Here is a 24,787-nt window from a genome sequence, read left to right as displayed (position 1 = left end):
ATTAACTCCTAAAGATCGGCATCATCGCCGGTGATCGTGACAGTAAACGACCGAACCTCCTGCTTTTCAACCAGCAACCCGTGTAGCTTTGCCTTGCCCATTGTTGCGCCTGTCATTGCGGCGGGATTGGCGACTTCCTTAGCAAGTTTGCGCGCTTCATCCAGTTCGGCGGTGAGGCTTTCTAGCGTTACCATCAGGCGTTCTGCTGATTTATTGCGTAGGGCATCCACCCTTGCCCTCACCTTACCGTTTGCAAGCAGTTGACTTGATTTTGTCCAGATTGCCTCTGGCTTGGTTTTCTCGCCTACATCATAGCAACGTCGATAGGCCTCTGAAGCATTGCCCGTCTCGACAAACGCTAGGCAGAATGATTCTTGCTTTGCGGTCAGGGCAGTCATGTTCAGGCGTTAATCACGGCGATTTTATCACCGGGCGTTAGCGGCCCTAGATCGAGGCTTGCGCCTGACATGATGATATCACCGCTTGCAATGACTGCGATAGGATTGACGCCTACCGCGAAGCAAATGTTCCCGCCGTTGGCGACGATGCGGGCGAAGGTTTTGCCTTGGCGCGGGGCTGTGATGGTTGTTTGCAGCGATGCCGCGCCCGTTGTGATGGTTTCAGTTCCGCCGTTGGCGATAGGCTCGATGACGACTGCTCCGCCGTTCATTGCGCCGCCGATACGGATATGTGCTGTGGGCATTGGTTGGCTCCTAGTGCTGAAGGTTGACGTTATATTATCACATTACAGGGCATTGTCACGCCCTTCTGATTTTCTTCGAGTGCTGGCCTATGTGCCACGCTCTGCATATCGGGCAATGATACAGGCTGCGGCGCTTTTCCCGGCTGCGTGGGCGGGCGAGGATGGCAATGGCTTCGCACCATGTGAGGGGTGCCTTGCCGTCACACATGGCGGCGCGCTGGCTCATTTTGCCCCCTTGGATGGTGTTTCCCACGACCTGCGATAACCCCGTCGATAGTTGATAGCGTCACGGCTCACGCCCAATGCCTTGGATGCAGCGTTGATGCTGGGATATGTGATGCCGTCCAGTTCAACGCGCCGCCCCTTTGTCGGCCAGTCACGCCCAATGCTTGCTGTTGTGCCGTGCCGATCTAGGTGGGCGGATGTTGTGCCGATGGGCACCCCTAGCGCGCGATCTGCGGCAGACATGCTGGGGAATATGCGGCCATCATGCAGGCGCGTGGTGATACTCATTGCGCTGCCTGCTTCCATGCCCATACGTGGGCGCTGCCCTTCATGCCCCAATGCTGGACGAGTCCCATGCTGAGAAGTTTGGTGAGTTGATGCTGTACGGAGCCGTATTGAAGCCCTGTGCGGTTCGCCACGTCGCGGATGGTTCCGGGGGTGGCAAGTGCCTTGATGATGGTGCGGCGGTTATCAGCCCCTAGGGCTGTCATACCGGGTATCGGGGTGCTGGTGTATGCGTGCATCGGTGTGGGTTTCATCCCCGCCCCCTGAACCATGCGCGGATGATCCAAGCGCGTGTAAAGCTGGCGAGAAAAAACACGGCGGTAATCCCGGCGCTCTGGATGGGGTTAAAGCCCAACCATGCCCATGTCAGGCACCACGATACGACAAGGCCTATGGCGGCGTTGGTCAGCGCTTCGGTTGCGTCGATCATGGCTTTACCGCTTCCCGTGCCACCGAGGCCATGCGCTTTGCGGATGGGGCTGCGTTGGGGGTTTCCATGGCGGCGATGGTGCGTAGGGCGGCGCGATACGTTGCGGCCTTTTCGTTCACCTCGTCACGCTTGAAGCTGGCATCCATCGCCAGTTCATACATGCGGTCGTATCGCTGCTTGTAGCAATCTGCATCGGTCAGCGCGCCCCCGGCTATCAGGTCTGCGATCCAGTAGCGGAAGGATTGGGCGATCATGTTATCACCCCAGCCTGCCGCGACGGGGGCGGTGATGGAGACGTTGGCACTTAATGCCGAGTTGGTTGACCTATTGCCATTTCTGCAAACCGCTGACTTGGCCAGCGAACCGCAACTGCGCGGAATGTGTAAGTCATTGGCGCGGATTATCGAAGCCGCAGCCGTTGCAGCCGCCAAGCGCATGACGGGAGGTGTGTGATGAAATCTAACCTGATCGACATTGAAGCCCGCCTTGTCCACGAAACGGAAAAAGCTTGGCTTCTGGACGCTGGCGAAAAGAAGCCAGTGTGGGTGCCAAAATCTGGCGCTGAATTTGACGGCATCACCCTGACAATCCCTGAGCCGCTGGCGCTAGAGAAAGGACTGATCTGATGAAAATCACGGCGAAAGAGGGCGCTTATTCTAGTGTGGTCGGCGGCGGTGTTTTGCTTCTTGGCGCGAAGGGCAAGATGGTCGGGCAGGTCGCGTTTCTGTGCCATGACGACACGCTGCGCGATAGGAATTTGCAGGTGCGGCTTGGCAAGATAATCACCGATGCAATCAACGCGGCTGAAATCGAGGCCACCCCATGACCCCTCCCCTCACGCCGGAAGCGGTGGCGCAGATCATCGACGCTCTGAAAGACCGTCGCGCGGCATGGCTTGGCGACGGATCAACGCCTGACAAGCTTTGCGCCGATGCCGCCGACATGCTCACCACCCTCGCCGCCGAGAACGCCACGCTGCGGGCGGAACTCGCGGAGTCGAAGGAAAATTTTGCGACGATGAATAGGTTGTGTCGCGCGGCGCAGGATAAATGGAACGTAGCACTCGACAAAATCGCCACGCTGCGGGCCGATCAAGACGACTTACAGGGCAGATATAACTCAATGGCCAACAAACATCTGCGTGAGACTCTGCCGCTGCGGGCAGCCGAGGCCGCCGCACAGGCCCGCATTGCCGCACTGACCGAGGCGATGGAAGATATTGCCGAGGGCATGGGCGAAACATCGCTTGAGGAAATCGGACGGTTTGCACCTGCTGTCGCCCGCGCCGCCCTCACAACCGACAAGGAGCCGAATACATGATCGCCGAATTGAAGCCCTGCCCATTTTGTGGGTCGGCGAACACTGATCCTGAGTTTTCGTATTGTGCCGATGCCGATGGCACAAAAAGCTACTCGCCGGGGTGTATGGATTGCGGTGGAAATGCTGACGATGCCGCCGCATGGAACCGCCGCGCCGATCTGGCTCCCAGCGCTGACTATGTGGCGGGGCGCGACCGAGGATATGTAGATGGTTACAAATCTGCGATTGCTGACATTGAAGCTATGCGGGCAACTCCGGGCATTTTGGCTGGGCAAAGCCTGATCGTAACCGGGTTGAAAATCAGCCTCACTAAAATGACGCAAGCCCTCGCCGCCCGCCCCGATCAGCCAGATAAATATGAATACCCGGAACTCATGGCGGCGCTTGATGATGCAACTGAACCGCATCGGTTGGTTATGGCTCCACAGCCCGCAGCGGATACGCGGGTAGTGACGACTGCACTGCTGCGGCAACTGAACAAATTGAGCGGATACGTCCACGAAAACGAAATACGCGCCATCATCGACGGGGAGACAGGACAATGACGGATATGCCTAGAATAAACAGACTGATAGATCAAATCAGAGATACAGACATGACGTCTCGACGCCATGCAATCGCCGACGAATTGCGCCGTGCTGTCGCCGCCCTCGACGCAGCCGAGGGGCGGGTGACGGTGAAGCCGCTGGTGTGGTATCCGGCAGACAATGACGCTGGTAAACAGGGGTTATGGTTTTGCTCTAAGTCTGGTGACGTCATTAAGTCATATCATGGTCAAAAGGGTGCTGGATGGACATCCCGAGATGAATGGTACACCACCATCGAACTCGCCCAAGCCGCTGCCCAAGCCAACTACGACGCCCGCATCATGTCGGCCATCACCATCACCGCCCCGAGCGACAAGATCGCAGAGGCGGCAATTGCTGCGGCGATGTGGCGCGAAGAAGCGGTGGACGCGGGGACACCTGACAGCGTTGCAGAGGGCCGCACATATGAGGCGTTTGGAGACCAAAGCCCGGAATTACAGGCGCGATGGTTGAAGTTTTCCCGTGCCGCACTGCGCGCACCCGCAGGGAAGGGGGAGTGATGGAAAGCAGTACTCGCAGCCAATGGGCGGCAGTAGCAATGGCAGTTATGGCCGCCCACGATGCCCAGCCCCGCCACGAATGGGGAAGGCCACGCGGGCCAGAACCCAAGAAGGCCACTAAAGATCGCAGCAAGATCAAAGCTGCCCGCAAGCAGAACCAGAGCCGCAAATGACCCCCACCCCCCACCTACAAGCCGCTGCGATGCGGGCGAGAGCGGCGGATGCAGCAGACAATGCTAAAGGCGGTGCATACCATGTTGCGGGGAAAGCCATTCGCGCCCTGCCCCTCGAAGCCACCCCCGCCGAACTGCTGGCCGAAGCCAAAAAGCTGCCGGAGATTGCGGTGCTGATAATGATCGCAAGTGCCGTGCTGCATTTCGTTCCAATGCACGGACCGATGTTTGAGCAACTTAAAGCCGCCCTCGCCGCATTGGAGACGCCATGACCCCCGATACCGCCCTAGCCGCGCGGCTGGTTGCGATGGAAACAACTTCGCAGGACCACAGCCCGTTTTCAAACCTATTTGAGCGCGCCCTGTGCAGCGCCTACCGCTCTGGCCAGCTTATCACCCTCGCAGATCACGAACGCGCCGTGCAAGACCTCATCGCAGAACGCGACTTCTTGCGCGTCGAGAACGAAGCCATGCGCGAAATGTCTGCGGCACCCGTCGAGGGCCTGCTGAAAAACCGATTGCGCGAAATGCGGGAGCGCCGTGAAGCCGTGGATAAGGCGGTGGAGGCGTGTGCGAAGATATGCGACGACGCCCACCGCGAAGATTTAGCCGCCGCCATCAGATCGCGCGGGGTGGCCCCATGACGCACCCACAGACCGCCGCGCTGCAAGCCCTGCTTGAACGGGTGGAGGCGGGGGATATGCACCCCGGCGAATGGGATGGCGTGTTTGCATATCCCGGATTGGCAATAATGGCTTACGAAGGTTCACTCGACGCGGCCAAGGCGCTGCATGAGGCTGTCGCGGATAAATGGACGGCAGTTGAAATCAGCAGCAGGGGTCGGCGAACAATATGGGTTGTTGAGATAGAGAGGCTGATACCAATTATCGCGGATGATGACGGCACGGAACGGCATACTGGCTGGGCCGAAACACCCGCCCGAGCATGGTTGATCGCCATCCTCCGCGCCCTGATCGCCCAGCCCACGGCGCATGAAGGAGGGGTGTGATGGGGAAATGGTCCAAATATTCCGCTGACGAAATGGAGCGCCGTCGAGCCGCGTCAGTGAAAGAACTTCGGCGCATGGATGATGCGGCTTGGCAGGTCAAGTATCAGCAAACTTGCGATGCGCTATACTGGGAATTCGGGCCATGCTGCGGCGGGTGTGACCATTGGGATAGCAGTGAAGGCCTAACTGGAGGCTGTTCTGCTAACGGGTTGGTTTCAGGCGCAGATGTTTTGCGATCAATGGACATATCATTCAGCAGCTATATGCCGCCGCCCGGTTTTCCCGCCACGAAAGCAAAGTTTCGGTGCGGCAAGTTTAAGGATGATTTCGACTGGCAATCTCTGCCAGCTGAATACCTCAAAAGCATCGGCTATCGTCCAGACCGCATTCCCGCCCCGCCCCCACCGCAGGAGGATGCAGAGTGACGCCCGAACCGATCTTCACCCGCATGTGCGATGTGGAAAGCCGCTTTAGTGTGGCGCATGACACGATCCGCAACTGGATTAAAAAGGGCGCAATCCGGCACTACAAGCCGGGCGGCGTCTCCCTCGTCAAAACCGCCGAGGTGGTAGCCTATATCGAGTCTACCGCCGTTGAAAGTGGGGGCTAATTCATGGGCCAAAACGGGCTGAAAAATGCGGCCGTCAATGAAATCAATAACTTAACTTGCCGGATTGGTGCGGATGAAAAGACTCGAACTTTCACTCCGATTAAAGAACAGCGACCTCAACGCTGCGCGTCTACCAATTCCGCCACATCCGCATTTGATCCGGCAAGGTGGCGGTTGTGTAGCCGCACAATGGCGCGATGAAAAGGGGGATTCTGCATGGTTTGATCCACACGGGCCAGCGCGGTTGCGTTTCGGCTCTGCCCGCGCCAGATGTGTCGCAACGGATAAGGAGCGCGCCGATGAATCCCGTGCAATGGCAGCATCTTTCGGGGCTTGCGCCCTACTTAGAGACCTTGGCTGCGATGGAAGCCCGTGCGGCGGCGATTGCCGCAGGCGAGGCACCTGAGGCGGTTTGGCTGCTTGAACATCCGCCGCTTTACACCGCAGGTACCTCGGCCAAACTTGCCGACCTGACCGACCCCGCGCGTTTCCCAGTGTTTCAGGCCGGGCGTGGCGGCCAATACACCTATCACGGCCCCGGTCAGCGCGTCGCCTACACCATGCTGGATCTGAACCAGCGTGGCCGCGATGTGCGCCAATTCGTCTGTGCATTGGAAAACTGGGTGATCGCGACGCTGGACGAGTTCAACGTAAAGGGCGAACGGCGCTCGGGCCGGGTTGGCGTTTGGGTGGTGCGCCCTGACCTTCCTGCCAACCCGGATGGAACCCCGCGCGAAGATAAGATTGCGGCCATCGGCGTGAAGTTGCGGCGCTGGGTGTCGTTTCATGGCATCTCGATCAATGTCGAGCCCGACCTGTCGCATTTCGCTGGCATCGTGCCCTGCGGCATCCGCGATCATGGCGTCACCAGCCTGGTGGATCTTGGCCTGCCAGTGAGCATGGCCGATCTGGATGCCGCCCTGCTGAAGACTTTTCCGCGATTCTTTCCGTGATCTGTGCACGGGACTACTCCGTGTGATGAAGATACCCCCTGAAACACTCAGTTGTTTTCCGGCGCATTTTTCAAGCAAACCCTGTCGCATCCCCGCGCCAGATCAGGAAAAATTGACGCAGATCAAACTCTGACATTGCCCTGCCCCGGCCTGCGATCTAGATACATCTTATAATCCGGTGTGGGCTTCCCATGCACGGGCAAGAACACATTGACAACGGGAGACGCCAATGGCCGACGCAGCCATCCATGGCCACGACCATGAGCAACGCAGCTTTTTTACCCGCTGGTTCATGTCGACGAACCATAAGGATATCGGAATCCTCTATCTGTTCACCTCGGGCCTTGTTGGCCTGATTTCGGTGATCTTCACGGTCTACATGCGGCTCGAACTGATGGAGCCGGGTGTGCAGTATATGTGCATGGAGGGGATGCGTTTTGTCGCGGATGCTTCGCGCGAATGCACCCCCAACGGCCATGTATGGAACGCAACCGTCACCGCGCACGGCATCTTGATGATGTTCTTCGTGGTGATCCCGGCGCTGTTCGGCGGCTTTGGCAACTACTTCATGCCGCTGCAAATCGGTGCGCCAGATATGGCGTTCCCGCGGATGAACAACCTGTCTTACTGGATGTATGTGGCTGGCACCTCGCTGGCTGTCGCCTCCTTGTTTGCTCCGGGTGGTGAGGACCAGTTGGGCGCAGGCGTCGGCTGGGTGCTCTACCCGCCGCTGTCCACGCGCGAAAGCGGCTACTCGATGGACCTTGCGATCTTCGCAGTCCACCTCTCTGGTGCCTCGTCGATTTTGGGCGCGATCAACATGATCACCACGTTCCTGAACATGCGCACACCGGGGATGACCCTGCATAAAGTGCCGTTGTTTGGCTGGTCGATCTTCGTGACCGCATGGCTGATCCTGCTGGCGCTGCCGGTTCTGGCGGGTGCGATCACCATGCTGCTGACCGACCGTAACTTCGGCACCACCTTCTTCGACCCTGCTGGCGGCGGTGACCCGATCCTGTATCAGCATATCCTGTGGTTCTTTGGCCACCCGGAAGTCTATATCATCGTGATCCCGGCCTTCGGCATCGTCAGCCAGGTGATCTCGACCTTCTCGCGCAAACCAATCTTCGGCTACCTGCCGATGGTTTACGCCATGGTCGCGATTGGCGTGCTGGGCTTCGTGGTCTGGGCGCACCACATGTATACGGTGGGCATGTCGCTGAACCAGCAAAGCTACTTTATGCTGGCCACAATGGTGATCGCGGTGCCAACTGGCATCAAGATCTTCTCTTGGATCGCCACGATGTGGGGCGGCTCGATCGAGCTGAAAACCCCGATGCTCTGGGCGTTTGGCTTCTTGTTCCTGTTCACTGTCGGCGGCGTGACTGGCATCGTGCTAAGCCAAGCCCCGGTAGACCGCGCCTATCACGACACCTATTACGTCATCGCCCACTTCCACTACGTGATGTCTCTGGGTGCTGTGTTCGGCATCTTTGCCGGGATTTACTTCTGGTTCGGCAAGATGTCGGGGCGTGAATATCCGGAATGGGCAGGCAAGCTGCACTTTGCCATGATGTTCATCGGATCGAATGTCACCTTCTTCCCGCAGCACTTCCTCGGTCGTCAAGGCATGCCGCGCCGCTACATCGACTACCCCGAGGCTTACGCCTTCTGGAACTATGTCTCGTCGATGGGGGCGTTCCTGTCTTTCGCGTCGTTCGTGTTCTTCATCGGCGTGATGTTCTATTCGCTGCTCTGGGGCAAGAAGATCACCCAGAACAACTACTGGAACGAATACGCCGACACTTTGGAATGGACCCTGCCCTGCCCGCCGCCCGAACACACGTTCGAGCAGCTTCCCAAGCAAAGCGACTGGGACCACAACCGCGGCCACTAAGCTTCGGTTAGAGATGAAAAAGCCCCGCAGCGATGCGGGGCTTTTTAAATGTAGGGTGGGTGCAAACCACCGTTTGGAACACATCAATGACCCTCGCCATTTTTCTTGTCGCTTGGCTTGTGCTGCCCGTAGCGCTTTGGCTGATCCTCAGGCGCAAAACCAAGCATGCAGTTCCGCTTATCAGCATCATGATTGGCATCATTCTCTTGGGAGTAGGGCAATGGATGAAAGCAACCGGGCTAGAGGTTCTCACCGCTACCACACAAAGCGCAGCCCGACGCGCCATCCAAGCGAGTGTTTCCCATGCGGTAGCTTTGCAGAAACTGGGCTTTCAGTTCTTCTTCCTCACTCCGATTCTGGTGACAGTGACCGCATTCGGGCGAGGGCTGCCGCCGCGACTGTTGCCTGTGGCTTTTGGCGCCTATTACCTCAGCTGCACTCCGTTCGTGTTACAACCCGCGTTAGTGATGGCGCTGAACAGCGGAAGCATAGATCATTCTCAATTTATCCGCTGGCTGCCAGCCATCACATCAAGCATCGAGATCCTTCGCAACATCGGCATTGGGCTATTGCTTTTGTTGGCGGTCATTGCATTTGTCCAAGCTGTGATCCGACTGACCCAAACCCTCGTGCGACGAAAAACATAAATGCCCTACGAATGGCTTCCCCCTTCCGGCGATGACACCCAGCGCCTGCATCTGTGGCCCTACCGCTCGCTGCCCCGGCGCGGCATGGTGTGGTTTGTAGGCTCCACGGCGGCGCTGATCGCCCTGCCCCTGCTGGTGCTGATCGGCTCTCCCGTCCTGTGGGGCTTGCTGCCCTTCCTGCTTGCCGCCATCGGGGGCATCTGGTGGGCGCTCAATCGCAGCTACAAAGACGGCGAGATCCTCGAAGACCTGACCCTTACCGCTACGCAGATCAACCTCACCCGCCACGGTCCGCGCGGCAAACGTCAAGATTGGCAAGCCAATCCGCATTGGGTCCGCGTCACCTTACACAAAACCAAAGGCCCGGTGCCCGATTACCTGACCCTGACGGGCAACGGGCGCGAGGTGGAACTCGGGGCGTTTCTGCAACCCGAAGACCGCGTGGCGCTGGAGGTTGATCTGCGCAAACGCCTTGCCGCCCTGCGCTAAGCGCGGCACACTCGCAGCCACGCATGGAAGGGGCAGGCCATGATCTACCGCTACACCATTCTCTACGTCGCTTCGGTGCCCGAGACGCTGAAATTATACCAAGCCGCCTTTGGCTTTGACATCGGCTTTCTGCACGAAGGCGGCGATTATGGCGAGTTGATCACCGGGGCAACCAAACTCGCTTTCTCATCGCACGCGCTGATGGCCACCATCGGCAAGGATGTCGCCACCGAGCCGCCCGCCAAGCCGTCTTACGAATTGGCGTTTGAGACGGATGATGTCAGCGCAGCGCTGGATCGCGCCACCGCTGCCGGGGCTGTGCTGGTCAAGCCGATCACCGAAATGCCTTGGGGGCAGACGCTGGCCTATGTCCGCGCGCCCGAAGGCACGCTGATTGAGATTTGCACCCCGGTCGGCTGAGTCTGCCCTAGCCCAGCTGCGCCTTGATCAACGCGCCAACCGCGCCAAAATCCATCATCCCGGTATACTTGGCTTTCAGCACGGCCATCACCCGGCCCATGTCCTTGATGCTGGTGGCCCCCGCTTCGGCCACGGCTGCGGCAATAACTGCCTCCAGATCAGCGCCCGTCACTTGTTGCGGCAGGAACTCATTCAGCACTTTGATTTCGTTCAGCTCTTTGGCTTCCAATTCGGGCCTGCCGCCAGCGGCAAAGGCCTTGGCGGATTCCTGACGTTGCTTCACCATCTTGCCCAGCAGGGTCAGAATGTCGTTCTCGCCGACCTCTGTCGCTTCACCACGCGCGGCAATTTCGCGGTCTTTGATCGCTGACGACACCATCCGCAGCGTTGAAAGCCGTTCCGCCTGTTTCGCCTTCATCGCCTCTTTGACTGCCGCTTGCAGACGCTCCCGCAACTCCATCTTCCGCACTCCTTGAAACTTTGGCCGACCATACACCGCCACCCGATTTGGCGCAACCGCAGGTCAAAACCACAAGTCCTTGATCTTGCGGTAGAATCCTTTTGCGTCAAACCCTTGACCCTGCAAGCCCCTGCCACTAGTGTCCGCCAGATTTTGCTGCTGGGAGCCGCCGTCATGTCCACCTCCTCCGAATCTCGCCCCACCGCCTGTATCGCGCTGTCCGATGGCTCGGTGTTCTATGGCCACGGCTTTGGCGCGGTGGGGGAAACCGTGGCGGAACTGGTGTTCAACACTGCGATGACCGGCTATCAGGAAATCATGACTGACCCGTCTTATGCAAGTCAGGTCGTCACCTTCACCTTCCCGCATATCGGCAACACTGGCGTGAACGTCGAGGATGACGAGACGGCCACGCCTTTTGCCGCCGGGATGGTGGTGAAATGGGACCCGACCGAGCCGTCGAACTGGCGCTCGACCGCTGATCTGCAAGACTGGCTGCTGCAAAAGGGCCGCATTGGGATCGGAGGCATCGACACCCGCCGTCTGACCCGCGCCATCCGCCAACAGGGCGCGCCGCATGTGGCTTTGGCGCATGATCCCGAGGGTAAGTTTGACATCGGCGCGCTGGTTGCAAAAGCCCGGGCTTGGAAGGGTCTGGTCGGGCTTGATCTGGCGAAAGACGTGTCCTGTACGCAGTCTTACCGCTGGGACGAACAACTGTGGGCTTGGCCGGACGGCTATACCAAGCGTCAGGTCGCGGGGCTGCGCGTGGTTGCAATCGACTACGGTGCCAAGCGCAACATCCTGCGTTGTCTAGCCTCGGCGGGCTGCGAAGTCACCGTGCTGCCTGCCACCGCCACGGCTGAAGACGTGCTGGCGCTGAACCCCGAAGGCGTGTTTCTGTCGAATGGCCCCGGTGATCCGGCGGCAACGGGAAAATATGCCGTGCCGATGATTCAGGGTGTGTTGGCCCGCGATCTGCCGCTGTTCGGGATTTGCTTGGGGCATCAGATGCTTGCGCTGGCTTTGGGAGCGATCACCGTCAAGATGAACCACGGCCACCACGGTGCCAACCATCCGGTGAAAGACCTGACCACCGGCAAGGTTGAGATCACCTCGATGAACCACGGCTTCACGGTAGATAGCCAGACCCTGCCGAAAGGCGTGTCGGAAACCCATGTGTCGCTGTTTGACGGCTCGAATTGCGGCATCGCGGTGGATGGCAAGCCGATCTTCTCGGTGCAATACCACCCCGAGGCCTCGCCCGGCCCGCAAGACAGCTATTATCTGTTTGAGCGATTTGCCGAAGCCATTCGCGCCCGCCGCACGGCTTAAAGTGGCAAGTTTCCCGACGCCGTTAATCAAGCATTAATCCTTCCGGTGCAATCTTTGCGGGTTGCCCGGAGGAATGATGTCCGTCACCCCGCTGCGCCCGATCCACCGCTTCCTGCCCGGCATTGCTGCGCCGAACCCGGTGGTGTTGCCGCGGCCCACGCTACAAACCTTGGCGGCCAGGTTGATACAAAACGGGCTGGTGCAGCCGCATGTCATGCTGCAAGTGCTCGCCCAGCATAGTCACCGCCGCCGGCATCTGGCCGATATGTTGCTGGCACGTCGCGCCGTGCCGCCCGAGGCGCTGTATGACTGCATCGCGCAGCACTGGGGCGTCGGCCGCGTCGATTTGATGGCCCTGCCCCCCGACCCGCGACTGACAGCGCAACTTAACCATGTCACAGCGTTGCGGTCAGGCTTGCTGCCGTGGCGCAAGGTTGGGCAAGCCACGGTGATCGTCACCGCCTATCCCGATCTTTTCCGCCGCCACCGCGCTTGGCTGGAAGACAGCTTTGGCCCCGTGGCCATGGCCGTCGCCCCGATGATGCAGATTGAATCCGCGCTATTGGCACAGCACGGCGCGCGACTTGCCAATGCTTCGGAAACCCGCGTGCCCGCTTTGGAAAGCTGCCGCGCCTATCACAGCACCACTTTGCAGCGCCCCGCAGCCATGCTGGCGAGCATCATTGCAATTTTGGCTCTATTTCAACCTGTTGCGACACTGGTCGCGGTGTTTGCCGTCGCGTTGACTGCCCTGTTTTCTGCCAATATCATGAAGCTGATCGCTCTGATCCTGATGCACCGGCCCGCATCAGAGTCGTGCAACCCCGCCGTGATCGCGCACCTGCCCGTGGTTTCGGTGATGGTGGCGCTTTACCGCGAAAGCAACATCGCCGCAAAACTGACGGCAAGGCTGGACCGGCTGGAATATCCGCGCGAGTTGCTGGATATTCTGCTGGTGGTCGAACAGGAAGACCTGATGACCCGCAACGCGCTGAACACCAGTGATTTGCCGGGCTGGATGCGGGTGATCGTGGTGCCAGATGGCAGCGTCAAAACCAAACCGAGGGCGCTGAACTACGCACTGGATCATTGTCGCGGCTCCATCGTCGGGATTTATGACGCCGAAGACGCGCCCGAACCTGATCAAATCCACAAAATCGTTGAGCGTTTTCACCAACGCGGCCCCGAAGTGGTCTGCCTGCAGGGCCAGCTTGACTATTACAACCCGCGCAGCAACTGGCTGGCGCGCTGTTTCACCATCGAATACGCCTCGTGGTTCCGCATGTTCCTGCTGGGAATCGCGCGGATGGGCATGGCGATTCCCTTGGGTGGCACCACTTTGTTCTTTCGCCGCAAAGCCTTGGAACAACTCGGCGGCTGGGATGCGCAAAATGTCACCGAAGATGCCGATCTGGGCATGCGTCTGTTCCGCCACGGCTACCGCACCGAGTTGATCGACACCACGACGTTTGAAGAAGCCAACTGCCGCTCTTTCCCTTGGGTCAAACAACGCTCGCGCTGGATCAAGGGCTATACGATGACCTGGATCACCCATATGCGCGACCCGCGCCTGTTGTGGCAGCAACTCGGGCCGCGTTGCTTCATCGGATTTCAGGTGCAGTTCTTGGGCTCGGTCCTGCAAACCCTTCTGGCGCCTTTGCTGTGGTCGCTGTGGTTGATCCCGCTCGGGTTTCAGCACCCGCTGCCCGCCGCAATCGGTGCCACAGCTTTCGGGGTGATCTACTTTGCCATGATGGCAACCGCCGCATTGTCGATCATTTTTGACATCGCCGGGATGCGTCGCACCAAGCACGGGCTGAACCCGCTGTGGGCACTGACACTGACGCTGTATCATCCGCTGGCGACCCTCGCCGCCTACAAGGCACTCTGGGAGTTGATGACCAAACCGTTTTACTGGGATAAAACCAGCCACGGCCATTTCGACCTGTAACAGATTGGTTATAAACGTCTATCTGGTTTTCAATTCGCCCGAATCAACCCGCAACCTTGTCTCGAATGCCTTCGAGATATGCGATTTCAGCGCCAAATAGGCTGCCTCACCATCATGGGCTTCAATGGCGTGGACGATCCGATCATGCTCGGCCAGAGCCACTTCATCACGACCGGCAGCCGCAAAAGTTGTCGTCGCCATCAGCGCCATCGAGCGGTGTACCAAATCCAATTGCTGCACCAGAAAGCGATTGTGGCTGGCAAGGTGAATCAGCCGGTGAAACCGCTTGTTGGCCCGGCTAAGCGCACGGGGGTCACCGCCCAGCAGCGCGCGATCCTCCTCGACCATGTCGCGCAGCACCCGGATTTCCTCATCCGAGGCATGCCGCGCCGCCAACCGCGCCGCCAGACCTTCCAATTCGGTGCGCACGACGTAAAGTTCCGCCAACTGGTTGTGATCCAGCGAGGCCACAATCAAACTGCGGCCATCCCGCGTCAACATGCCTTGGGTTTCAAGACGTTGCAACGCCTCACGCACCGGAGTGCGCGACACCCCCAGCCGCTCGGCCAACTCCGATTCGACCAACCGATCTCCCGGTTTGTGAATCCCGGCCTCGATCGAGTCGAGAATTAATGTGTAAGCGTCCTTCTGCACGGCGTGGGCTCCTCCTTGTCGGGCGACACTAAACGCCCACGCCGCAGGATCAAGCGATTGCTGCGCTGAAAGCTTCAGGCTATCCCTGCTGGATGAAAAAACAGTTTCAACATGTCACGTCTTGGGTCTTCGATCTGGACAATACGCTATATCCGCCGCAGTTCCGGCTGTTCGATCAGATCGAGCTGCGGATGACGGCTTGGGTGATGAGCGCCCTAGGCGTTGGCAAGACCGAGGCGGACCGCTTGCGTCAGCACTATTGGGACAGTTACGGCACGACGCTTGCTGGCCTGATGCGCGAGCATGACATCGACCCTGCGCCATACTTGGCTGATGTGCATGATATTGATTTCACGGTGCTTCCCGCTGATCCTAACCTTGCTGCCCAAATCCGCGCCCTGCCTGGCCGTCGCATTGTCTACACCAATGCCTGCGCGCCCTATGCCCATCGCGTGTTGGAAGCGCGCGGATTGTCGGGCCTGTTTGATGCGGTTTACGGTGTGGAACACGCGGGTTTTCGCCCCAAACCTGAACGTGCCGCCTTCGAGACGATCTTTACGCAAGACGGCCTTGATCCCGCAACGGCCGCGATGTTTGAAGATGATCCGCGCAACCTGATGGCTCCACATCAGATGGGGATGAAAACCGTGCATGTCGCGCCTAAAGCCATGAAAGCGCTGCATATTCAACATCACACCGATGATCTGGCAGGTTTTCTTGCCGCACTGGTCTAGGCTTGAGCCGAGACGCTTTGTCGCCTCGCTTTCCGCCGCGATCTCACTAAATTAGGTGGTAAAGGAGCCGAAATGACACGCATTTCCACCGATATCCTGATCTCTGGCGGTGGCATCGCGGGCCTCGCCGCCGCCGCCGCCTTTGGCAGCGCTGGTTTTTCGGTCGTTTGCGCCGACCCCAGCCCCCCCGTAACAGGTGCCGAGGCCGATGGCGCAGACCTGCGCACCACCGCGTTTTTGCAGCCGTCGGTTCCCGTGTTGCAGGCCGCAGGTCTGTGGGCACTGCTGGAACCCTTCGCCGCCCCCCTGCAGATCATGCGCATCATTGATGCGGGTGGCGAGATCATAGAACCCCGCGTTATCAAAGACTTCAACGCCGCTGACCTTTCCGATGCCCCCTTCGGCTGGAACCTGCCAAACTGGCTGCTGCGGCGTGAGATGGTCGCCCGGTTGGCCGATCTGCCCAATGTCAGCTTCTTGCCCGGCATCGCGACGACCACCCTGCTGACCCGCGAATCTGAGGCTTTGGTGACGCTGTCTGATAGCCGCAAAGTCAGCGCAAAACTGGTGATTGCCGCAGACGGTCGGGCCTCTACCATGCGCGAAGCGCTTGGTATTCCCATCAAAACCACGCGTTATGGCCAAAAAGCGCTGGCCTTTGCCGTCACCCACCCCATCCCGCATGATAACGTCTCAACCGAAATTCACCGCTCTGGCGGCCCCTTCACCCTCGTGCCGCTGCCCGACCGCAATGGCTTGCCCTGCTCTGCCGTGGTCTGGATGGAAACCGGACCGGAAGTGCAGCGCCTCGCCGCCCTGCCTGTTCCAGATTTCGAGGCCGCGATCAATGCGCGGTCCTGCCAAATTCTCGGCCCGCTGACCCTCGCCGCGCGGCGTTCGGTCTGGCCGATCATCAGCCAAATCGCCGCAAGGATGGCGGGTGAGCGGGTTGCCCTGATGGCCGAAGCCGCACATGTCGTGCCCCCGATCGGCGCGCAGGGGCTGAACATGAGCCTTGCTGATCTGGCCGTGCTGCTGGAGTTGGCGCAGGCCGATCCTGCCAATCTCGGCAGTACCAAGATGCTGGATACCTACCACCGCCGCCGTCATTTTGACATACAGGCGCGGGTGACGGGCATTGATGCGCTGAACCGTGCCGCGATGATCGAAGGCCAATTTCTGCGCGATCTGCGCGCAGGTGCGCTGAATGCGTTATATTCCATAGCCCCAGTGCGCAAAACGCTGATGAAAGCCGGGTTGGGCCTGCGTTAACGGCTGTTGAATTTGCCCTTCAACGCATCGGCGAAGGCACTGCTGCCGCCCGATGACCCTGCCAACGTTGGCAGCGGCTTGCCCCGCTGCGGCTGTGGCGCACGATATTGCTGACGTTCCCGCACCTGCTCGCGCGCCTCGCCGCTGTCGGATTTCATCGTCAGGCCAATGCGCTTGCGCGCCACATCCACCTCAACCACCCGCACCTTGACCACATCGCCCGCCTTAACCACTTCATGCGGGTCTTTGACGAATTTATCCGCCAACTGGCTGACATGCACCAAGCCATCCTGATGCACGCCGATGTCCACAAAAGCGCCAAATGCCGCGACATTGGTGACGGTGCCTTCCAGCATCATGCCGGGTTTGAGGTCTTTGATGTCCTCAATGCCGTCGGCAAAGGTCGCAGTTTTGAAGCTGGGGCGCGGGTCGCGACCGGGCTTTTCCAATTCGGCGAGAATGTCTTTCACTGTTGGAAGACCAAACTTCGCATCGACGAAGCGGCCCGGATCAAGGCCCTTCAACGCCGAGGCATCCGCCATCAGCGCGCGAATATCCCGCCCGCAAGCCGCGATGATTTTCCGAGCCACATCATAGGCTTCCGGGTGAACCGAACTTGCGTCCAGCGGTTCCTTTCCGCCCGAGATTCGCAAGAACCCTGCCGCCTGTTCAAACGCCTTTGGTCCCAACCGTGCTACTTTCAGCAACTCGCGACGGGTTTGGAACGGCCCATTGGCGTCGCGATGGCTGACAATCGCTTCGGCCAACCCCGGCCCTACGCCGGAAATCCGTGCCAGAAGATGCGCCGAGGCGGTGTTCAAATCGACGCCAACCGCGTTCACCGCATCTTCCACCACGGCCTCCAGGCTGCGGCCCAAGCGGTGCTGATCGACATCATGCTGATACTGGCCGACACCAATGGCTTTCGGTTCAATCTTAACCAATTCTGCCAGTGGATCTTGCAGTCGGCGCGCGATGGAAACCGCCCCGCGCAAAGACACGTCCAGCCCCGGAAATTCTTTCGCTGCCAACTCTGACGCCGAATAAACCGAAGCCCCCGCCTCGGACACGATGACTTTCATCGGCTTTTCCGCCCCCAATTTGTCAGATTGGGGCAACAGCGACAACAGATCAGCCACCATTTTCTCGGTCTCGCGGCTCGCCGTGCCGTTGCCGATGGAGATCAGCTTCACCCCGTGCTTGACAATCGCCTGCGCAATCGCCGCCTGCGCGCCGCGCAGATCGTTTTTCGGCTGGAACGGATAGACGGTATCGGTCGCTAGAACCTTTCCCGTACCATCGACCACAGCGACCTTCACGCCGGTACGTATCCCCGGATCAAGCCCCATGGTGGCCTTGCCGCCTGCCGGAGCCGCCAGTAGCAAGTCTTTCAAATTGCGCGCAAAAACCGCAATCGCCTCGGCTTCGGCGCGCTCACGCAACTCGCTCATCAAATCCAGCGTCAGCGAGGTTTTCAACTTGACCCGCCAACCCCAAGCCGCAGCTTCCCGCAGCCAAGCATCGCCCAAACCGCGCCCCGAGACGTTCAATGCCGCGGCACAGGCGCGCTCTGCCGGGCTGTCGCCTTTCGGTGCATCGGGGTCAATCTCCAGATCAACCGTCAGAAAACCTTCGTTCTGCCCGCGCAGCATCGCCAGTACACGGTGGCTTGGCGCGCCCGCCCAAGCCTCGTTATGGGCGAAATAGTCGGAAAACTTCGCACCCTCGGTCTCTTTGCCCGCAACACCTTTGGCGTTCAGCCGCCCGACCTGCTTCATATGGCCGCGCAGCCGACCCAAAAGCGCTGCATCCTCGGAAAGCCCTTCGGCGATAATATCACGCACGCCCTCCAAGGCAGCTTTCACATCCGCGACTGCTTCGGTCACGAAATCCTTCGCCAAAACCGCAGGGTCCGCCGCCCGGTCGGCCAGAACAGCCTCGGCCAGTGGTGCCAGCCCATTTTCCCGCGCAATCATCGCCCGCGTGCGGCGCTTCGGTTTGTAGGGCAGGTAGATATCTTCCAACTCTGCCTTGGTTGTAGCTTTCGCCAGCGCGCCCGAAAGTGCATCGGTCAGCTTGCCTTGATCAGAAATCGAACCCAGAATCGCCGCCCTGCGCGCTTCAAACTCGCGCAAATAGACCAGCCGTTCCGCCAAATTGCGCAGTTGCGTGTCGTCCAGGCCACCCGTCACCTCTTTGCGATAACGCGCGATGAACGGCACCGTCGATCCTTCGTCCAAGAGCGTGATCGCAGAGATCACCTGCTCCGCAGTCGCGCCAATTTCTGCTGCAATAACAAGGGGGATACGGCGGGCTGCTTCGGGGGTCATAGCTTGGTCCTTCACTTGGAAGGCCGACCATACAGCCGCAATGCGCTGGGGCCAAGAGCCGCAATCAGATACAAGCGGGCTTTAACCAAGGCTGAAGGAAGGATGGTACCACGTCCCCGGCTCGAACGGGGGACCTCTAGATCCACAATCTAGCGCTCTAACCAACTGAGCTAACGCGGCACGCAAGCGGGGATTTAACGCCACGCTTGCGGGATTGCAAGGGCAGGATTGCCAAAGTTTGCGCCGCTTGTTACCCCAATGCAAAGATAAAGGAACAGCCAGATGGGCATCGACAAGCAAAGCGACATCGCAGCCAACATCCAGATCGGCCCGACCGAGCTGGGCATGGTGCGGATCTATATCGAAGCGGATGGCGGCGTTGAGCTGCCTTTGGATTTTGACGCTGATGAGGCCGAAGAAATCGCCGAAGAACTGATGGCAGCAGCCGAAGCCGCGCGGGCGATTGCCGGTGGCGCTAAGCCCAAGAAAAAACGCTGACGCCGGGGTCGCGGTAACTTTGCAGCCGCAGCGCTGCATGACGGGCGAATTTTTGCAGCATCACGCGGCGACGGGCAGCGCTCAGCGGCGTGTCCGGCCCCATCCGCACAATCGCTGCGTCATAGGCGTCGGCTATAATCAGACCTGATGCCTCGGGCAGCAACTGGATTGGAAAATCGCCATCCACCGCCCAGAAAAATCGGTCACACCATTCGAGGTAGCCCTGCCATTTCTGATCCGCCCTATAATCGGCGCGGCTGGATTTACACTCGATGATCCAGATTTCGCCCTTGGGCCCCAGCGCCATCACATCGACCCGCAAGCCGGGGGTCGGCACCAGTTCTTCCACTGTCACGAAATCAAACTGCCGCATGGCACGGCACACCCCGCGCGCAAGGCGCTGGCCGGGCATCACGGGCAAGATGTCTTCGATATCCATTGGGAAAATATGAACCAAAGGTGAACACGCTGCAAGCCCCTCGGGCCCGATGCTACGCCCTTGCTATCGCACCCATGCAAGCCTACATTCAGCCTTGGCGAGTTCTGCTCTTCTCGTGTATGGCCCTTTTCCAGTGGCCGATAAGCATCTCCGAGGGAGCTGGCTCTGGCAAGATCCTGGTCTTGCTACCTGGCGACCAACCTGAACACTCAGGCTCTCGGGAAATTCACGCCGTCACGGCCGCTGCGGGCCCGCCACTTCGACCCAGCGCATGAAAAAGGGGACAGCGCGCGCTGTCCCCTTTTCCGCATCTCAGGCCGTGATCAGAAGCCGTAAACCAGCGACACGCCCAGTTTGTTGTCCGCGCGGATCGCGCGGCTGTCGTTATAGTCCGTCAGATAGCTGACACGCGTCGAGAACGCGTCCGTTACCTTGAAACTCACGCCCAAGTCGTTGCCGATGCGCAGTGCGGTGTCCGATTTCAGCACATCGGTGTCCATGCTGGCAAAAACGTTTTCGTTGATCTTATAGAAGAAGCGCGACGAAACGATTCCCGCAGATTCAGTTGTGCTGCGGTCATCACCGAATTCCAGATAGCTGATACCAACACCGGCCTGCACGCGCCAAGCGATGTTCTCGTTGTTCACGATACGGTAACCCGGACCAAAGCCCAAGAACGCATCTTTCGACAACGAGGTGGAAGGATCGACCGCATCCTGCGCCAAGCCATCCGAATTGATCCGGCCCAAGACAAAGCCGTAAATCTTGTCGGTGAAGTAATAGTTGGCGTCATAGACCGCCAAAACATCTTCTTTCGACTTCACGTTATCGGCGTCGGCATAGTCAACGACAAAGCTGAGGGTCTGCACAAAGCGATCTTGGTTGAAACGCAACCGCGCGCCAGCTGAAAACTCTTGCGATTCATTATTGCCGGTTTTGCCACTATAGCCCAGCGACGCCGACCCCGACATGCCTTGGCGCATATCCTGGTTGCCAAAGCGCATCTCATCATTGCCGCGCGCCATGTCACGGTTGGCTTTGATCGCCAAATCGTCGACCTGATCGTTCACCGCAGACGACCCCAACAGCGTTGTCTGTGCCAAGACGGGCATCGACCCCATAGCCAGAGCGAATGCGGATACTGCCGCGATACGAGTTACGTTCTTCATGATCCGTCCTTTCAACATCTATCCCTTGCACCGAAGTTTTCCGGCGCTGAAGTGCAAATGTTTCATCGGGAGAGGTCATTCAAGCCCAGATGCCAAGCAAATGATTTCACATCATTTTTCCGCCGAAATCAGAAAATTTACGGCGAGTTTTTGCGCAAATCCTGTAACACGCCCAGTGTTACAGAAACGTGATGGAACCAACCCCAAGGTCTTGGATGGCCCGTTAAACACGCAAAATTTGAAGGCTTTTGGCCTGCTCGGCTGTAGCGGCAACCTGCCAGTGTTGCGCAAAACCGCAGAAACAGCCCCATAAGCCGCGTGATCAGCGCCGAAATCTCTGTATCGGCGGATCACTGCGTTGCGGGCATGAACACCATCTGATGCCCCGCCCCGGTCAACACAAGTTGCGCCGCCGTCTCCTCAGCCGTCTCGATGCCCTGAAGCGTTTGGAAAAACGCAGCTTCGCCCTTGATCTGCAAACAGGCCATCCGGGTGGTGCCAATCATGCCCAGCTTAAAGGCCGCACCGTCCCGCGTCACATCGGCGAAGTAGCGGTTGCAGGGCGCTTGACCCACCACCCGCCCCGGCTCGGCCAAGCTGAGCGTTGCAGTATAATCCACCGCCGCGCCATCGACCGAGGCCAGCACCCAATCGGTGCCCGCCTGCCCGGTCTCCACACAAGCCGCCAGCATCAGCGCCGCCATCCAGAAATGTTTCATCACATAGTCCTTTCACAACCGATAAGACTTTGACGCGCGCCAAAGCCATATCCTTGGAAAAGATTTGGCCCTGAAACTTAATGGGCCTAGGACCCTAAAATGCCTCGGGATTCGCTTCGCGCGCCATATGATCCAGCACCGCGTTGACGAATTTCGATTCCTTCCCCTCGGGGAAGAACGCCTTGGCGACATCGACATATTCGTTGATCGTGACTTTCGGTGGCGTCACCATCTGGGTCAATTCCGCCCCAGCGGCACGGAACAAAGCCCGGATCACCGGGTCAATCCGGTCAATCGGCCATTTCGCAACCAAGGCCCGGTCGGTCATCTGGTCGATCATCGCCTGAAAGTTAACCGCATGGTCAACCACGGCGCGGAAGTGATCGACATTGCCCTCCGCCATCTCGTCGCCATCATAAATCGCCCCGAAGCGATGGGTTTCAAACTCGCGCCGGATCGACTCGACGGTCTGTCCCGAGGCTTCCATCTGAAACAACGCCTGCACGGCATAAAGCCGTGCGGCTGATTTCATCTGCTTCTTGTCAGGCTTGGCGGTGTTGGAAGTCATGGACGAAAACCGATCCCCTTGGTGTCGGTCGCCCATTTGCGCGATAAGGCGATCAGGTGCAAGGCCGCAGCGGCTGCACCGCCACCTTTGTTTTGCCCAAGCGCCTCGGCACGCACTTCTGCCTGCTTGCGGTTTTCCACCGTCAGGATGCCATTGCCAATCGCAGCGCCCTGCAACCCCAGCATGGTAATCGCCCGAGAACTGTCATTGCACACGGTATCATAATGCGTCGTTTCCCCGCGAATGACGCAGCCGAGCGCGACATAGCCGTCAAACTTCGCCATCCGTTCGGCCAAAGCAATCGCCGTCGGCACTTCCAGCGCCCCCGGCACTTCGATGATCTCGGCAGTCGCACCGCAAGCCGCAGCAACAGCTTGCGCGCCTGCCACCAACTGATCGGTGATGTCTTTATAGTAGGGGGCCACCACGATCAGCAGCTTCACAGGCGCGCGAAATTCCGGCAACGGCAGGGTGTAACGGGTTTCATTGGCAGCCATGATCTACTCCGAAATCGCGCGGGTGCCGACAATCGACAGCCCATAAGCATCGAGGCCCACCACTTTCGGCGCCTTGGAATTTGTCACCAAGGTGATCGCACTCAAGCCCAGTGCCGACAGAATCTGCGCGCCCAAACCATATTGCCGCAGCGTGTGCGGGCTGACTTCCCCCGCCTCCACCTTCATCGAGGTGTCGCGCAGCAGCACGATCGCCCCGCGCCCCTCGGCAGAAATCACCCGCATCGCGCCCTGCAAATCGCCGACATGATCGTCACCAATGCCCAGCACATCCTCCAACGCGTTCAGCGTATGCACCCGTGCCAGCACCGGACCATCGCCAGAAAGATCACCCTTGGTCAGCACGACATGCTCATCGCCATGAGTTTCATCGGCGAAAATCCGCATCAGCCAATCGCCGCCATGCACAGATTGCACCCGCTTGACGGAACGTTCCTTGATCAGATTGTCATGCCGCCGACGATAGGCAATAAGATCGGAAATCGTGCCGATCTTCAGATTATGCTTTTGCGCAAACGCCACCAGATCGGGCAGTCGCGCCATTGTGCCGTCATCCTTCATAATCTCGCAGATCACGCCCGACGGGTTCAAGCCCGCCAGCCGCGAGATATCCGTCGCAGCCTCGGTATGCCCCGCGCGCACCAGCACGCCACCATCGCGGGCGCGCAGCGGAAAGACATGGCCCGGCGTTGCCAGATCACTCGGAGCCGACTTCAGATCAATCGCCACTGCAATCGTGATCGCGCGATCTTGCGCCGAAATCCCGGTCTCCACCCCCTCACGCGCCTCAATCGACACGGTAAACGCAGTCTCATGACGGCTGGAGTTTTTCGAGGCCATCAGCGGCAGCCCCAAAGCATCAATCCGCGCTCCGGTCAGCGTCAGGCAAATCAGCCCGCGGCCATGCGTCGCCATGAAATTCACCGCCTCAGCCGTCGCCATTTCCGCCGGAATCACCAGATCGCCTTCGTTTTCGCGATCTTCGTGGTCCACAAGAATGAACATCCGGCCATTGCGGGCGTCTGCGATGATTTCTTCTACGGACGAGATTGCGTCCGAGTATTCCGTGCGTGTGGTCATGATCTGGCTTCCTGCAACTCTCTCTTTGCCCTTAGCGCCAAAGGGGCCAGAAAGCCAGAGCCGCGCCGCCTGCTTAACCGAACAAGGTCTGTGCGGCGAAGCCTACTCCCACTCGCGCAACCGCGCCACATAACGCGCCATGGTATCGACCTCCAGGTTTACCTTATCGCCCAGCTTGACCTCACCCCAAGTCGTCACCGCCTGCGTGTGCGGGATGAAATTGATACCGAAATCGCAGCCATCGACCTCATTCACCGTCAACGATGTACCATTCAGCGCAACCGAGCCTTTTGACGCAATAAACTTCGCCAAAGCCTCTGGCGCGCGAAACGTCACCCGCACGGACTCGCCCTCGGGCACGATCCGCACCACCTCGGCCACGCCATCAATATGCCCCGAGACGATATGCCCGCCCAGTTCATCACCGACTTTCAGCGCCCGCTCTAGGTTCAGCCGTTTGCCAGGCTTCCACCCCGACAGATTGGTCTTTGACACCGATTCCGCCGAAATCTGCACATCAAACCAGTTGCGCGGGCTTGTTCCCAGCGCCACCACGGTCAGGCAAACCCCCTCGCAGGCAATCGACGCGCCTATATCCACACGGTCAACATCATAGACTGTGCCGATCCGCGCCCGCAGATCGCCGCGCTGCTCCAACTCCAGCACTTCGCCCATATCGGTGACAATTCCGGTAAACATAGCATAGCCCTCATGATTTGCCGCAAAGCTACCGTCTGCGCCCGGCTTGCGCAATCGCCTCAAATTCGCCGCGCTTTTACGGTAACGGTTCACAAAGCCGCAGTTTTCCCCTTC

At 59.1% G+C, this 24,787-nt stretch carries 38 protein-coding genes and 2 tRNA genes; 22 read left to right on the top strand and 18 right to left on the bottom strand.

Annotation, left to right across the window (positions count from 1 at the left end; genetic code table 11):
- Positions 1 to 8 precede the first annotated feature (8 nt).
- From ACP7AP_RS04645 to ACP7AP_RS04620, 6 genes are all read right to left on the bottom strand, one after another.
- Entirely contained in the window at positions 9 to 398 is a 390-nt protein-coding gene (locus tag ACP7AP_RS04645; RefSeq protein WP_426032705.1) for a terminase small subunit, read from the bottom strand.
- A 2-nt stretch (positions 399 to 400) separates the two neighbouring features.
- Positions 401 to 703 carry a hypothetical protein gene (locus tag ACP7AP_RS04640; RefSeq protein WP_426032703.1) on the bottom strand — a complete coding sequence of 101 codons (303 nt, stop codon included), beginning with the start codon at positions 701 to 703 and terminating at the stop codon, positions 401 to 403.
- Between the two features lie 222 nt (positions 704 to 925).
- Positions 926 to 1,171 (bottom strand): hypothetical protein, encoded by a 246-nt coding sequence (locus ACP7AP_RS04635; RefSeq protein ID WP_426032867.1) that lies wholly within the window; start codon positions 1,169 to 1,171, stop codon positions 926 to 928.
- A gap of 41 nt (positions 1,172 to 1,212) precedes the next feature.
- A complete protein-coding gene (locus ACP7AP_RS04630) occupies positions 1,213 to 1,467 on the bottom strand; it encodes a winged helix-turn-helix domain-containing protein (RefSeq protein ID WP_426032701.1) in 255 nt (84 codons plus the stop codon).
- On the bottom strand, positions 1,464 to 1,643 hold the full coding sequence (locus ACP7AP_RS04625; RefSeq protein ID WP_426032699.1) for a DUF7220 family protein: 180 nt from the start codon (positions 1,641 to 1,643) through the stop codon (positions 1,464 to 1,466). Before ACP7AP_RS04625 ends, ACP7AP_RS04630 begins: the two co-directional genes overlap by 4 nt.
- Positions 1,640 to 1,897 carry a hypothetical protein gene (locus ACP7AP_RS04620; protein ID WP_426032697.1) on the bottom strand — a complete coding sequence of 86 codons (258 nt, stop codon included), beginning with the start codon at positions 1,895 to 1,897 and terminating at the stop codon, positions 1,640 to 1,642. The genes ACP7AP_RS04625 and ACP7AP_RS04620 overlap by 4 nt, the downstream gene beginning before the upstream one ends.
- On the opposite strand from ACP7AP_RS04620, the gene ACP7AP_RS04615 reads away from it, so the two are divergent.
- From ACP7AP_RS04615 to ACP7AP_RS04565, 11 genes are all read left to right on the top strand, one after another.
- The gene (locus ACP7AP_RS04615; RefSeq protein WP_426032695.1) at positions 1,896 to 2,096 is read left to right on the top strand and encodes a hypothetical protein; all 201 of its coding nucleotides are present in this window, start codon (positions 1,896 to 1,898) and stop codon (positions 2,094 to 2,096) included. The two genes, ACP7AP_RS04620 and ACP7AP_RS04615, sit on opposite strands and share 2 nt — an antisense overlap.
- The gene (locus tag ACP7AP_RS04610) at positions 2,096 to 2,269 is read left to right on the top strand and encodes a hypothetical protein (RefSeq protein WP_426032693.1); all 174 of its coding nucleotides are present in this window, start codon (positions 2,096 to 2,098) and stop codon (positions 2,267 to 2,269) included. Before ACP7AP_RS04615 ends, ACP7AP_RS04610 begins: the two co-directional genes overlap by 1 nt.
- Positions 2,269 to 2,469 carry a hypothetical protein gene (locus ACP7AP_RS04605; protein ID WP_426032691.1) on the top strand — a complete coding sequence of 67 codons (201 nt, stop codon included), beginning with the start codon at positions 2,269 to 2,271 and terminating at the stop codon, positions 2,467 to 2,469. The genes ACP7AP_RS04610 and ACP7AP_RS04605 overlap by 1 nt, the downstream gene beginning before the upstream one ends.
- Positions 2,466 to 2,963 carry a hypothetical protein gene (locus ACP7AP_RS04600; RefSeq protein ID WP_426032689.1) on the top strand — a complete coding sequence of 166 codons (498 nt, stop codon included), beginning with the start codon at positions 2,466 to 2,468 and terminating at the stop codon, positions 2,961 to 2,963. Before ACP7AP_RS04605 ends, ACP7AP_RS04600 begins: the two co-directional genes overlap by 4 nt.
- A complete protein-coding gene (locus ACP7AP_RS04595; RefSeq protein WP_426032687.1) occupies positions 2,960 to 3,508 on the top strand; it encodes a Lar family restriction alleviation protein in 549 nt (182 codons plus the stop codon). The genes ACP7AP_RS04600 and ACP7AP_RS04595 overlap by 4 nt, the downstream gene beginning before the upstream one ends.
- A 50-nt stretch (positions 3,509 to 3,558) precedes the next feature.
- The gene (locus ACP7AP_RS04590) at positions 3,559 to 4,050 is read left to right on the top strand and encodes a hypothetical protein (protein ID WP_426032685.1); all 492 of its coding nucleotides are present in this window, start codon (positions 3,559 to 3,561) and stop codon (positions 4,048 to 4,050) included.
- Positions 4,051 to 4,219: 169 nt separating this feature from the next.
- Positions 4,220 to 4,495 carry a hypothetical protein gene (locus ACP7AP_RS04585; protein ID WP_426032683.1) on the top strand — a complete coding sequence of 92 codons (276 nt, stop codon included), beginning with the start codon at positions 4,220 to 4,222 and terminating at the stop codon, positions 4,493 to 4,495.
- Positions 4,492 to 4,866, top strand: coding sequence for a hypothetical protein (locus tag ACP7AP_RS04580; RefSeq protein WP_426032681.1), 375 nt, complete (start codon positions 4,492 to 4,494; stop codon positions 4,864 to 4,866). Before ACP7AP_RS04585 ends, ACP7AP_RS04580 begins: the two co-directional genes overlap by 4 nt.
- Complete coding sequence (locus ACP7AP_RS04575; RefSeq protein ID WP_426032679.1) at positions 4,863 to 5,231, top strand: hypothetical protein; 369 nt, start codon at positions 4,863 to 4,865, stop codon at positions 5,229 to 5,231. Before ACP7AP_RS04580 ends, ACP7AP_RS04575 begins: the two co-directional genes overlap by 4 nt.
- Positions 5,231 to 5,656 carry a hypothetical protein gene (locus ACP7AP_RS04570; protein WP_426032677.1) on the top strand — a complete coding sequence of 142 codons (426 nt, stop codon included), beginning with the start codon at positions 5,231 to 5,233 and terminating at the stop codon, positions 5,654 to 5,656. The genes ACP7AP_RS04575 and ACP7AP_RS04570 overlap by 1 nt, the downstream gene beginning before the upstream one ends.
- The gene (locus ACP7AP_RS04565; protein WP_426032675.1) at positions 5,653 to 5,841 is read left to right on the top strand and encodes a helix-turn-helix domain-containing protein; all 189 of its coding nucleotides are present in this window, start codon (positions 5,653 to 5,655) and stop codon (positions 5,839 to 5,841) included. The genes ACP7AP_RS04570 and ACP7AP_RS04565 overlap by 4 nt, the downstream gene beginning before the upstream one ends.
- 65 nt (positions 5,842 to 5,906) lie before the next feature.
- On the opposite strand, the gene ACP7AP_RS04560 is transcribed toward ACP7AP_RS04565, so the two are convergent.
- Positions 5,907 to 5,993: transfer RNA gene (locus ACP7AP_RS04560), tRNA-Leu, on the bottom strand.
- A gap of 45 nt (positions 5,994 to 6,038) precedes the next feature.
- Between ACP7AP_RS04560 and lipB the strand changes: the two genes are divergently transcribed.
- The 5 genes from lipB to ACP7AP_RS04535 all read left to right on the top strand — a co-directional run bounded on the left by lipB (position 6,039) and on the right by ACP7AP_RS04535 (position 10,250).
- On the top strand, positions 6,039 to 6,794 hold the full coding sequence (gene lipB, locus ACP7AP_RS04555; RefSeq protein WP_426032673.1) for a lipoyl(octanoyl) transferase LipB: 756 nt from the start codon (positions 6,039 to 6,041) through the stop codon (positions 6,792 to 6,794).
- Between the two features lie 229 nt (positions 6,795 to 7,023).
- Positions 7,024 to 8,694, top strand: coding sequence for a cytochrome c oxidase subunit I (ctaD, locus tag ACP7AP_RS04550; protein WP_426032672.1), 1,671 nt, complete (start codon positions 7,024 to 7,026; stop codon positions 8,692 to 8,694).
- An 86-nt stretch (positions 8,695 to 8,780) separates the two neighbouring features.
- Complete coding sequence (locus ACP7AP_RS04545; RefSeq protein WP_426032670.1) at positions 8,781 to 9,341, top strand: hypothetical protein; 561 nt, start codon at positions 8,781 to 8,783, stop codon at positions 9,339 to 9,341.
- The gene (locus ACP7AP_RS04540; RefSeq protein WP_426032668.1) at positions 9,342 to 9,830 is read left to right on the top strand and encodes a DUF2244 domain-containing protein; all 489 of its coding nucleotides are present in this window, start codon (positions 9,342 to 9,344) and stop codon (positions 9,828 to 9,830) included. It begins immediately after the preceding gene.
- 39 nt (positions 9,831 to 9,869) lie between these two features.
- A complete protein-coding gene (locus tag ACP7AP_RS04535) occupies positions 9,870 to 10,250 on the top strand; it encodes a VOC family protein (protein WP_426032666.1) in 381 nt (126 codons plus the stop codon).
- A 7-nt stretch (positions 10,251 to 10,257) separates the two neighbouring features.
- Here the strand turns inward: ACP7AP_RS04535 and ACP7AP_RS04530 are convergent, their stop codons facing one another.
- Positions 10,258 to 10,710: a GatB/YqeY domain-containing protein gene (locus ACP7AP_RS04530; RefSeq protein ID WP_426032664.1), complete on the bottom strand. Its 453-nt coding sequence runs from the start codon at positions 10,708 to 10,710 to the stop codon at positions 10,258 to 10,260.
- Between the two features lie 174 nt (positions 10,711 to 10,884).
- On the opposite strand from ACP7AP_RS04530, the gene carA reads away from it, so the two are divergent.
- Positions 10,885 to 12,045, top strand: coding sequence for a glutamine-hydrolyzing carbamoyl-phosphate synthase small subunit (carA, locus tag ACP7AP_RS04525; RefSeq protein ID WP_426032662.1), 1,161 nt, complete (start codon positions 10,885 to 10,887; stop codon positions 12,043 to 12,045).
- Between the two features lie 76 nt (positions 12,046 to 12,121).
- On the top strand, positions 12,122 to 13,996 hold the full coding sequence (locus tag ACP7AP_RS04520) for a glycosyltransferase family 2 protein (protein WP_426032660.1): 1,875 nt from the start codon (positions 12,122 to 12,124) through the stop codon (positions 13,994 to 13,996).
- A gap of 18 nt (positions 13,997 to 14,014) precedes the next feature.
- Here the strand turns inward: ACP7AP_RS04520 and ACP7AP_RS04515 are convergent, their stop codons facing one another.
- Positions 14,015 to 14,650: a GntR family transcriptional regulator gene (locus ACP7AP_RS04515; protein ID WP_426032658.1), complete on the bottom strand. Its 636-nt coding sequence runs from the start codon at positions 14,648 to 14,650 to the stop codon at positions 14,015 to 14,017.
- Between the two features lie 92 nt (positions 14,651 to 14,742).
- Between ACP7AP_RS04515 and ACP7AP_RS04510 the strand changes: the two genes are divergently transcribed.
- Positions 14,743 to 15,384 (top strand): pyrimidine 5'-nucleotidase, encoded by a 642-nt coding sequence (locus tag ACP7AP_RS04510; RefSeq protein WP_426032656.1) that lies wholly within the window; start codon positions 14,743 to 14,745, stop codon positions 15,382 to 15,384.
- Positions 15,385 to 15,456: 72 nt separating this feature from the next.
- Positions 15,457 to 16,656, top strand: coding sequence for a UbiH/UbiF family hydroxylase (locus tag ACP7AP_RS04505; RefSeq protein ID WP_426032654.1), 1,200 nt, complete (start codon positions 15,457 to 15,459; stop codon positions 16,654 to 16,656).
- Here the strand turns inward: ACP7AP_RS04505 and ACP7AP_RS04500 are convergent.
- Both ACP7AP_RS04500 and ACP7AP_RS04495 read right to left on the bottom strand, forming a co-directional pair.
- Positions 16,653 to 18,986: a Tex family protein gene (locus ACP7AP_RS04500; RefSeq protein ID WP_426032652.1), complete on the bottom strand. Its 2,334-nt coding sequence runs from the start codon at positions 18,984 to 18,986 to the stop codon at positions 16,653 to 16,655. The two genes, ACP7AP_RS04505 and ACP7AP_RS04500, sit on opposite strands and share 4 nt — an antisense overlap.
- Before the next feature lie 103 nt (positions 18,987 to 19,089).
- A tRNA-His gene (locus tag ACP7AP_RS04495) sits at positions 19,090 to 19,166 on the bottom strand.
- Between the two features lie 102 nt (positions 19,167 to 19,268).
- Between ACP7AP_RS04495 and ACP7AP_RS04490 the strand changes: the two genes are divergently transcribed.
- A complete protein-coding gene (locus ACP7AP_RS04490; protein WP_304925697.1) occupies positions 19,269 to 19,484 on the top strand; it encodes a DUF6324 family protein in 216 nt (71 codons plus the stop codon).
- On the opposite strand, the gene ACP7AP_RS04485 is transcribed toward ACP7AP_RS04490, so the two are convergent.
- Positions 19,462 to 19,923: an MmcB family DNA repair protein gene (locus ACP7AP_RS04485; protein ID WP_426032650.1), complete on the bottom strand. Its 462-nt coding sequence runs from the start codon at positions 19,921 to 19,923 to the stop codon at positions 19,462 to 19,464. The genes ACP7AP_RS04490 and ACP7AP_RS04485 overlap by 23 nt on opposite strands.
- Positions 19,924 to 20,246: 323 nt before the next feature.
- Positions 20,247 to 21,092, bottom strand: coding sequence for a DUF481 domain-containing protein (locus ACP7AP_RS04480; RefSeq protein WP_426032648.1), 846 nt, complete (start codon positions 21,090 to 21,092; stop codon positions 20,247 to 20,249).
- On the opposite strand from ACP7AP_RS04480, the gene ACP7AP_RS04475 reads away from it, so the two are divergent.
- Positions 21,091 to 21,405 carry a hypothetical protein gene (locus tag ACP7AP_RS04475; protein ID WP_426032646.1) on the top strand — a complete coding sequence of 105 codons (315 nt, stop codon included), beginning with the start codon at positions 21,091 to 21,093 and terminating at the stop codon, positions 21,403 to 21,405. The two genes, ACP7AP_RS04480 and ACP7AP_RS04475, sit on opposite strands and share 2 nt — an antisense overlap.
- A gap of 37 nt (positions 21,406 to 21,442) precedes the next feature.
- Here ACP7AP_RS04475 and ACP7AP_RS04470 read toward each other — a convergent pair whose 3' ends face one another.
- The 5 genes from ACP7AP_RS04470 to ACP7AP_RS04450 form a co-directional block, all read right to left on the bottom strand.
- Entirely contained in the window at positions 21,443 to 21,811 is a 369-nt protein-coding gene (locus ACP7AP_RS04470) for an META domain-containing protein (protein WP_426032644.1), read from the bottom strand.
- A gap of 94 nt (positions 21,812 to 21,905) precedes the next feature.
- Positions 21,906 to 22,379, bottom strand: coding sequence for a transcription antitermination factor NusB (gene nusB / locus ACP7AP_RS04465; RefSeq protein WP_426032643.1), 474 nt, complete (start codon positions 22,377 to 22,379; stop codon positions 21,906 to 21,908).
- A complete protein-coding gene (locus tag ACP7AP_RS04460) occupies positions 22,376 to 22,876 on the bottom strand; it encodes a 6,7-dimethyl-8-ribityllumazine synthase (protein ID WP_426032641.1) in 501 nt (166 codons plus the stop codon). The genes nusB and ACP7AP_RS04460 overlap by 4 nt, the downstream gene beginning before the upstream one ends.
- Positions 22,877 to 22,879: 3 nt before the next feature.
- Positions 22,880 to 23,974, bottom strand: a complete 1,095-nt coding sequence (ribB, locus tag ACP7AP_RS04455) for a 3,4-dihydroxy-2-butanone-4-phosphate synthase (RefSeq protein ID WP_426032639.1) — start codon at positions 23,972 to 23,974, stop codon at positions 22,880 to 22,882.
- 102 nt (positions 23,975 to 24,076) lie between these two features.
- Positions 24,077 to 24,673 carry a riboflavin synthase gene (locus ACP7AP_RS04450; RefSeq protein WP_426032637.1) on the bottom strand — a complete coding sequence of 199 codons (597 nt, stop codon included), beginning with the start codon at positions 24,671 to 24,673 and terminating at the stop codon, positions 24,077 to 24,079.
- Positions 24,674 to 24,787: the final 114 nt, after the last annotated feature.

This window comes from Cypionkella sp. TWP1-2-1b2 (assembly GCF_049896245.1).
Lineage (GTDB): Bacteria > Pseudomonadota > Alphaproteobacteria > Rhodobacterales > Rhodobacteraceae > Cypionkella.
Note: the sequence above shows the minus strand (reverse complement) of the source record. Positions and strands in the feature narration are given on the sequence as shown.